This is a genomic window from Chloroflexota bacterium, from assembly GCA_015478725.1.
In the GTDB taxonomy this organism is placed as follows: Bacteria; Chloroflexota; Limnocylindria; order Limnocylindrales; family CSP1-4; genus C-114.
The window spans coordinates 1-6,525 of the sequence record JADMIG010000056.1; the positions used below are offsets into that span (position 1 = coordinate 1).

The 6,525-nt window shown below is 69.6% G+C and carries 6 protein-coding genes; 3 read left to right on the top strand and 3 right to left on the bottom strand.

All coding sequences use genetic code 11. The annotated features are described in order from the left end of the window. Positions 1–26: 26 nt before the first annotated feature. Both IVW53_15395 and IVW53_15400 read right to left on the bottom strand, forming a co-directional pair. Positions 27–833 (bottom strand): alpha/beta fold hydrolase, encoded by an 807-nt coding sequence (locus IVW53_15395; GenBank protein ID MBF6606951.1) that lies wholly within the window; start codon positions 831–833, stop codon positions 27–29. Between the two features lie 10 nt (positions 834–843). Then, positions 844–1,368 carry a flavin reductase family protein gene (locus IVW53_15400; GenBank protein MBF6606952.1) on the bottom strand — a complete coding sequence of 175 codons (525 nt, stop codon included), beginning with the start codon at positions 1,366–1,368 and terminating at the stop codon, positions 844–846. Between the two features lie 78 nt (positions 1,369–1,446). On the opposite strand from IVW53_15400, the gene IVW53_15405 reads away from it, so the two are divergent. Next, positions 1,447–2,862 carry a class II fumarate hydratase gene (locus IVW53_15405; GenBank protein ID MBF6606953.1) on the top strand — a complete coding sequence of 472 codons (1,416 nt, stop codon included), beginning with the start codon at positions 1,447–1,449 and terminating at the stop codon, positions 2,860–2,862. A 90-nt stretch (positions 2,863–2,952) separates the two neighbouring features. Then, complete coding sequence (locus IVW53_15410; protein MBF6606954.1) at positions 2,953–3,732, top strand: hypothetical protein; 780 nt, start codon at positions 2,953–2,955, stop codon at positions 3,730–3,732. A gap of 95 nt (positions 3,733–3,827) precedes the next feature. Here IVW53_15410 and IVW53_15415 read toward each other — a convergent pair whose 3' ends face one another. Continuing rightward, complete coding sequence (locus IVW53_15415) at positions 3,828–5,360, bottom strand: amino acid permease (protein MBF6606955.1); 1,533 nt, start codon at positions 5,358–5,360, stop codon at positions 3,828–3,830. Positions 5,361–5,613: 253 nt separating this feature from the next. On the opposite strand from IVW53_15415, the gene IVW53_15420 reads away from it, so the two are divergent. Beyond that, complete coding sequence (locus IVW53_15420; protein ID MBF6606956.1) at positions 5,614–6,372, top strand: SDR family oxidoreductase; 759 nt, start codon at positions 5,614–5,616, stop codon at positions 6,370–6,372. The last annotated feature ends 153 nt before the right edge of the window (positions 6,373–6,525 follow it).

The following is a 6,525-nucleotide window of genomic DNA, read 5'->3' on the forward strand; positions in this document are numbered from 1 at the left end:
GGCCGGTCAGGGCGCTGCGCGGCCGGTCAGGGCGCTGCGCGGCCGGTCAGGGCGCTGCGCGGCCGGTCAGGGCGCGAGGCCGTCGCCCGGTAGAACCCCGCGACCGCCTCATTGAACAGGCCCGGGCGGCGGGCCATGACCTCGTGGCCGCACTCCGGTGCCACGAAGAGCCGCGCGTCCGGCAGCTGTCGCATGAGGCCCCAGGCATGGTCGACCGGCACGAACGGGTCGCGGTCGCCGACGGTGACGAGCACCGGCGCCGTCACCTGGCGCAGGTCGCGCGGCGTGAGGAGGGGCTGACTCGCGACGTCCGCGGCGATGATCGGGAGCAGCCGACGCCATGCGTCGACGCCCTGGCCGGCATCGTGACGTCGAGCAAGCGTTGCTTTCCAGGCCGGATCGGCGTCCGCCCGGGCCGGATCCATGAGCCGCCGGGCGACGCTCGTGCGCGGCTCGCGCGACGTGTCGATGGAGGCGATGACGAGCGTCCGGAGCCGTTCCGGGTGGCGCGTCGCGAAGATGAGGGCGGTCATCGCTCCCATCGAGAAGCCGGCGAGATCGAATCGATCGAGGCCGAGCGCGTCGACGAAGGCGAGCAGATCGGCCACGAGGAGGTCGTACGACCATCCATCCGCCGGGTCCCATCGGGTCCGCCCGTGGCTCCGCGCGTCGGGCAGATAGAGCCGGAACGAGCGGGCAAGCGCCGGTCGCTGGGCGCCCCAGTCCTCGGCGCCGAGCGAGGTCGCCCCATGGAGCAGGACGAGCGGCGAAGCGGCCGCGTCGCCGTCGACGTCGTAGCCAACGTCGAGGCCGTTCGCGCGGATCATCGTCATCGCCGCCGCGTCAGGGCTCCGGGCGGCCCTGCGGAGCGATGGCCACCGTTGGTTCGACCTTGCGGTACCGGCGGCGGTGGTAGATGAGCGGTCCGGCGTCGCGCGGCGCCGCGAGGGTATCGACCCGCCCGATGAAGAGGTCGTGGTCGCCGACCGACACGGTCTCGACGATCGTGCACTCGAGGGTCGCGATCGCCCCGTCGATGAGCGGCAACCCAGTGGCGCCCGGGTGCCACGGAGCGCCGCAGAACCGGTCCCGTCCCGGCTCGACGTCCGCCCCGGCGAAGCAATCGGCGAGGAGCCGCTGGTCCTCGCCGAGGACGTTCACCGCGTAGCGACTGCCCGCGCGGACGGCGGGGACGATGTGCCGCCGCCGGTCGAGCGCGACCATGACGAGCGGCGGCTCCAGGCTGACAGAGCTGAGCGCGTTGACGGTGATCCCGTCGGGACCAGCCGGCGTCGCGACGGTCACCACGGTGACGCCGGTCGCGAAATGCCCCATGACGAAGCGGAACGTCTCGGGGCCAAAGTCCATCGCGAGAGTGTAGGCGCGGGCGGCCCAGCACCACGCGCGGGGCGGCTTCGTGACGCACGGCGACTACACTTCATCCGCATGAGCGAGTCCTCCGAACGACCGGCACCGAAGACCCGGATCGAGCGCGACTCCATGGGCGATATGGCGGTGCCGGCCGACGCCCTGTATGGCGCCTCGACCCAGCGAGCCGTCCTCAACTTCCCGATCAGCGGCCAACCGATGCCCGCGCGCCTCATCCGGACGGTCGCGCTCGTCAAGCGGGCGGCGGCGGAGACGAACGCCGAGCTCGGCCTCCTGCCGGGCGACGTCGCCGGGGCGATCGCCGAGGCCGCGGCGGAGGTGGCGGGCGGCGCCCACGACCGCGAGTTCCCGATCGACATCTATCAGACGGGCTCGGGCACATCGACGAACATGAATGCGAACGAGGTCATCGCCCATCTCGCCTCGGCACGGCTCGGCAGGAAGGTCCACCCGAACGACCACGTCAACGCCGGCCAGTCCTCGAATGACGTCATCCCGACCGCGATCCAGCTCGCCGCCGCGATCGCCATCGAGGAGGACCTGCTGCCGGCACTCGACGCGCTCGAGGCCGCCCTGGCTGCCAAGGCGACCGAGTTCGACGACGTGGTCAAGACCGGCCGGACCCACCTCCAGGACGCCACCCCGATCCGGCTCGGCCAGGAGTTCCAGGGCTACGCCGGACAGCTCGGCGACTCGATCCGGCGCGCCCGGACGGCGCAGGCGGAGCTGCTCAGCGTGCCCCTCGGGGGGACCGCCGTCGGGACCGGGATCAACACCCACCCGGAATTCGCCCGCCGGACCTGCGCGCGGCTGGCATCGCTGAGCGGTCTCCCCGTTCGAGAGACGAGCAGTCACTTCCACGCCCAGGCGACCCTCGACGCCGTGATCGCCGCCCACGGCGCGCTCCGCACGATCGCCCTGAGCCTGTGGAAGGTCGGCAGCGACATCCGGCTCATGGGGATGGGCCCGCGTGCCGGGATCGGCGAGCTGGCGCTGCCGGAAACGCAGCCGGGATCCTCGATCATGCCGGGCAAGGTGAACCCGGTGATCGTCGAATCGCTGACAATGGTCATCGCCCGGGTCGTCGGCAACGATGCGACGATCGGCTTCGCGCAGACGGGCAGCCTCCTCGAGCTCAACGTCATGATGCCGGTCGCCGGCGCGGCGATCCTCGAATCGATCGGCCTGCTCGGTGCCTCCGCCCGCAACTTCGCCGCCCGCTGCGTGGAGGGCCTGCGAGCGACGGATCGCGGGCCGCAGTTCGTCGAGCGGGGGCTCATGCTCGCGACCGCCCTCGCGCCGCTCATCGGCTACGACGCGGCGGCGGCCCTCGCCAAGGACGCGCTGACGACCGGTCGCACGATCCGCGAGCTCGCCGCTGAGCGCGGCATCGCCGCCGACGAGCTCGACCGGCTCCTCGATCCGGCGAGGATGACCCGGCCGGGCTTCGAAGGCGATCCCGCCGCAGGCTGAGGCCGCGCTCGAGGCTGAGGTCCCGCTGCTCGCCGCAGGCTGGGGCGCCGCTGCCCGCCGCCGACCGCGGCTCTGCTACGATCGGAGCCCATGTCGACTCGCCTCTGGGCTCGCGCCGGCCACCTGCCCATCCCCGTCGACGGCCGCCGCCGGGCCGAGGTCGCCGTCCTTCCCGCCGGCCTCCCGGACCTGGCGGCGCTGTTCACGTTCATGCGGGACGCCGAGCTGCGGTTCCAGACCCTTCGGATGCGGATCGAGGAGACGACCGCGATCGCCGCGGGCGAACGACTCGTCGCCGTGGAAATCGCGCTCCGTCATCCGGGAACGGCGAAGGTGACCCGGACTGACCCCTCGGGTGTCGGCGCGGCCGACTACGAGATCTGGATCTCGGACGGCTCCACCGTCCGAACGTATGCGTCCCGGCATCGGCTCGGGACCGAGCGTCCCGTCCGTCGCTCGATCGTGGGACTCGAGGATCCCGACCTGCCCCCGACGAGCAAGGTCTATCGGCCGGTCACGCCGCTTCCGATGGACACCCTGGCGGAGACGTTCGTGCACCCTGCCGGCTTCTGCCAGAACGTCCTGACGACGGGCCGCTGCTGGATCTCCGGCACGACGGAAGTGGCCGGCCGCGAGGCGGTCGTCGTCGAGTGCGACCATCCGCGGACGATCGAGATCGCCGCCGACCGACCAGACCACCACCTTCAGGTGACCGTCGATCGCGACACCGGGGTCATCGTCCGCCTCCTCGAGACGATCGGTGGCGTGGTGACGCGCGACGCCGTCGTGACGAACCTCGTCCCGGACGCGCCCCTTCCGCCCTCTGCCCTCGACTTCACCATCCCATCGGGCGCGACGCGCATCTACTGAGGCTTGTCCGACCCCCATCGGATGGCCGCCCCGGGAAACGGTGCAGCCGGCGGGGGACCCGCCGGCTTCGATGCGTGGACAGGGCCTGACCGGCGTCAGATCACGTCGAGCTCGTGCTCGATGGCCGCGAGCTCCTCGGGCGACCCCTGGATCCGAGGGCCAGTGAACCAGTTCTTCGCGGAGACGGCGTACCAGATCGCGGCTCCGCCGAGGACGACGAGGAACACGATCGGGGTGTAGTTGAACGTGTTGATGCTGAGCGGCAGGGCCTGGGGCAGGAGGAACAACACGCAGATGAACACGACCCAGACCGTGCCAACGATGCCGATCGGTCGGCTCCACCGGCCGAGGGTCCATGGACCCTCCTTGAACCGGGAACCCGCCCGGAGGCGGAGGAAGACCGGCGCGATGTAGGCGACGTACAGGCCGATGACCGCGATCGACGTTACCGCTGCATACGCGACCGGACTGTAGAGGTACGGAAGCCCGAGGATGAAGGCGCCGACGGCGGCGAACCAGATCGAGTTCGTCGGGGTCCGCGTCCGCTTGTTGATCCGATGCCAGAAGGCGCTGCCCGGGATGGCGCCGTCACGTGAGAACGCATAGATCATCCGGGAGTTCGCGGTCACGGAGGACATCCCGCAGTAGAACTGGGCGCCGATGACGATGAGCAGGATGAGGAGCCCGCCGGTCTGGCCTATGGCGTCGATCCAGATCTGCGCCGGCGGGACGCCGGATGCGGATTGCAGGGCATGGGTGTAGCCGTCGACCATCGAGCCATCAGTTCCGACGAACACCTTGTCCGGGGTGATTCCCACATTCATCGCAACGAGGAGGATGAATCCGGCGATGATCGAGATGATCACCGAGTACACGATGCCCTTCGGTGACGAGCGGGATGCATCGTGTGTCTCCTCGGACATGTGTGCGGACGCGTCGAACCCGGTGAGCGTGTATTGCGCATTGAGCAGCCCGATGAGCGCGACATACAACGGGATACCGAGGATAAGGAACCCTGGGAAGCTCTGGTTCGGATCCGCAGACGTGTTGTCGACGGCCTTCGTGAAGACCGTGCCGAGATCCGTCCTCGTGTGCTGATTGAGGACCACCGTCACGAGGACGATGGCCGCGACGCCGACGAGGTGCCACCAGACGGAGACGTCGTTGAGAAACGCGACGAGACGGATGCCGAACGTGTTGAGCAACGCGTGGATGACGAGCATCGCCCCGAAGATCAGGATCGTGTGGGGCGGGTCGACGGGAAAACCGAAGGCGAGATTGAGGAACGCATTCGTGAAGAAGGCCAACCCAAAATCGATGCCAGCTGTCACCGCGACCTGGCCCACGAGGTTGAACCAGCCGACGAACCAGCTCCATTTGGCGCCGTCGGCGCCGGCCTCGTCGGCGAGCTTCGCCGACCAGTAGTACAGACCGCCGGCGGTCGGATAGCTCGAGGCGACCTCGGCCATCCCGAGAGCGACGATCAGAACGAAGAACCCGACGACGAGCCAGCCGAGCGTCATCACCGCTGGACCGCCCGTGTTCATGGCGAAGAGGAAGAGCGTGAGACAGCCTGACAGGATCGAGATGATCGTGAACGAGACGGCGAAGTTGGAGAACGTCCTCATCCCCCGCCGAAGCTCCTGGGCGTACCCCAGGCGATGCAGTTGCTCGACGTCTGACGACGCCATGTGAACCCTCCTCCTGAGCGATGAGCGTGGGCGATGACTCCTGGGCGATGACTCCTGGGCGCGACGTTGGGCGCGACGCGGAGATGCTCGGTATTAGGGGCCGCCGGTCGGGGTCGTGTCAAGACGAATCTCGAACCTGATCGCGCTCTGGCGAGTAGGATTCGCAGAAGCTAACGCGGGAGGATGAGCGATGGGTGATCGACTCGCAGGAAAGGTCTGCATCGTCACGGGTGCCGGCTCGGGGATCGGGCGGGCGACCGCGATCCGGTTCGCCGAGGAGGGTGCGCGCGTCACCTGCGTGGACATCGGCCGCGATACCGTCGAGGCGACCGCACGGGGGATCGGCGATGCTGCCGTCGCGGTCACCGCGGACGTCTCGGACGCGGCCGCCGTCAAGGCTTACACGGACGCCACGGTGGAGCGGTGGGGCGGCCTTCACGTCGTCTTCAACAATGCCGGAGTGAACCTGCCGGGCGTTTTCCATGAGGCGACCGACGAGGTCGTCGACCGGACGCTCGCGGTCAACGTCAAGGGCCCCATCTACGGGTGTCGGTACGCGATCCCGCACATGCTTCGAGGCGGCGGTGGCTCGCTCATCAACACCACCTCCGTCAACGGCCTCGTCGCCGAGCCGTTCCTTGCCATCTACGCCACGTCGAAGGGCGCGATCGTCATGCTCAGCAAGGGCATCGCCCTCGACTATGCGAAGCAGGGGATCCGCTGCAACGCGATCGCGCCCGGCTGGGTCGATACGCCGATCAACTACGCCCACGCCGAGATGCTCGGCGGCCTCCAGGAGGTCTACGCGACCATCGATTCGTTCCAGCCGATCGGCCGGCCCGGCGAACCGCGCGAGATCGCGAACGTCGCGCTCTTCCTCGCCTCCGATGAGTCCTCGTTCGTGACGGGCTCCGTGATCGTGGCCGACGGCGGGATGACCGCGAAGTAGCGACGAGGCGAGAGGGCGGCGCTCCCCGCGGAGCCGTGTCGTGCCGGAGTCGTCCCGGTCCCTCCCGGCTCGGCGCGTCCCCGGCCCCTCCCGGCTCGGCGCGTCCCCGGCCCCTCCCGGCTCGGCGCGTCCCCGGCCCCTCCCGGCTCGGCG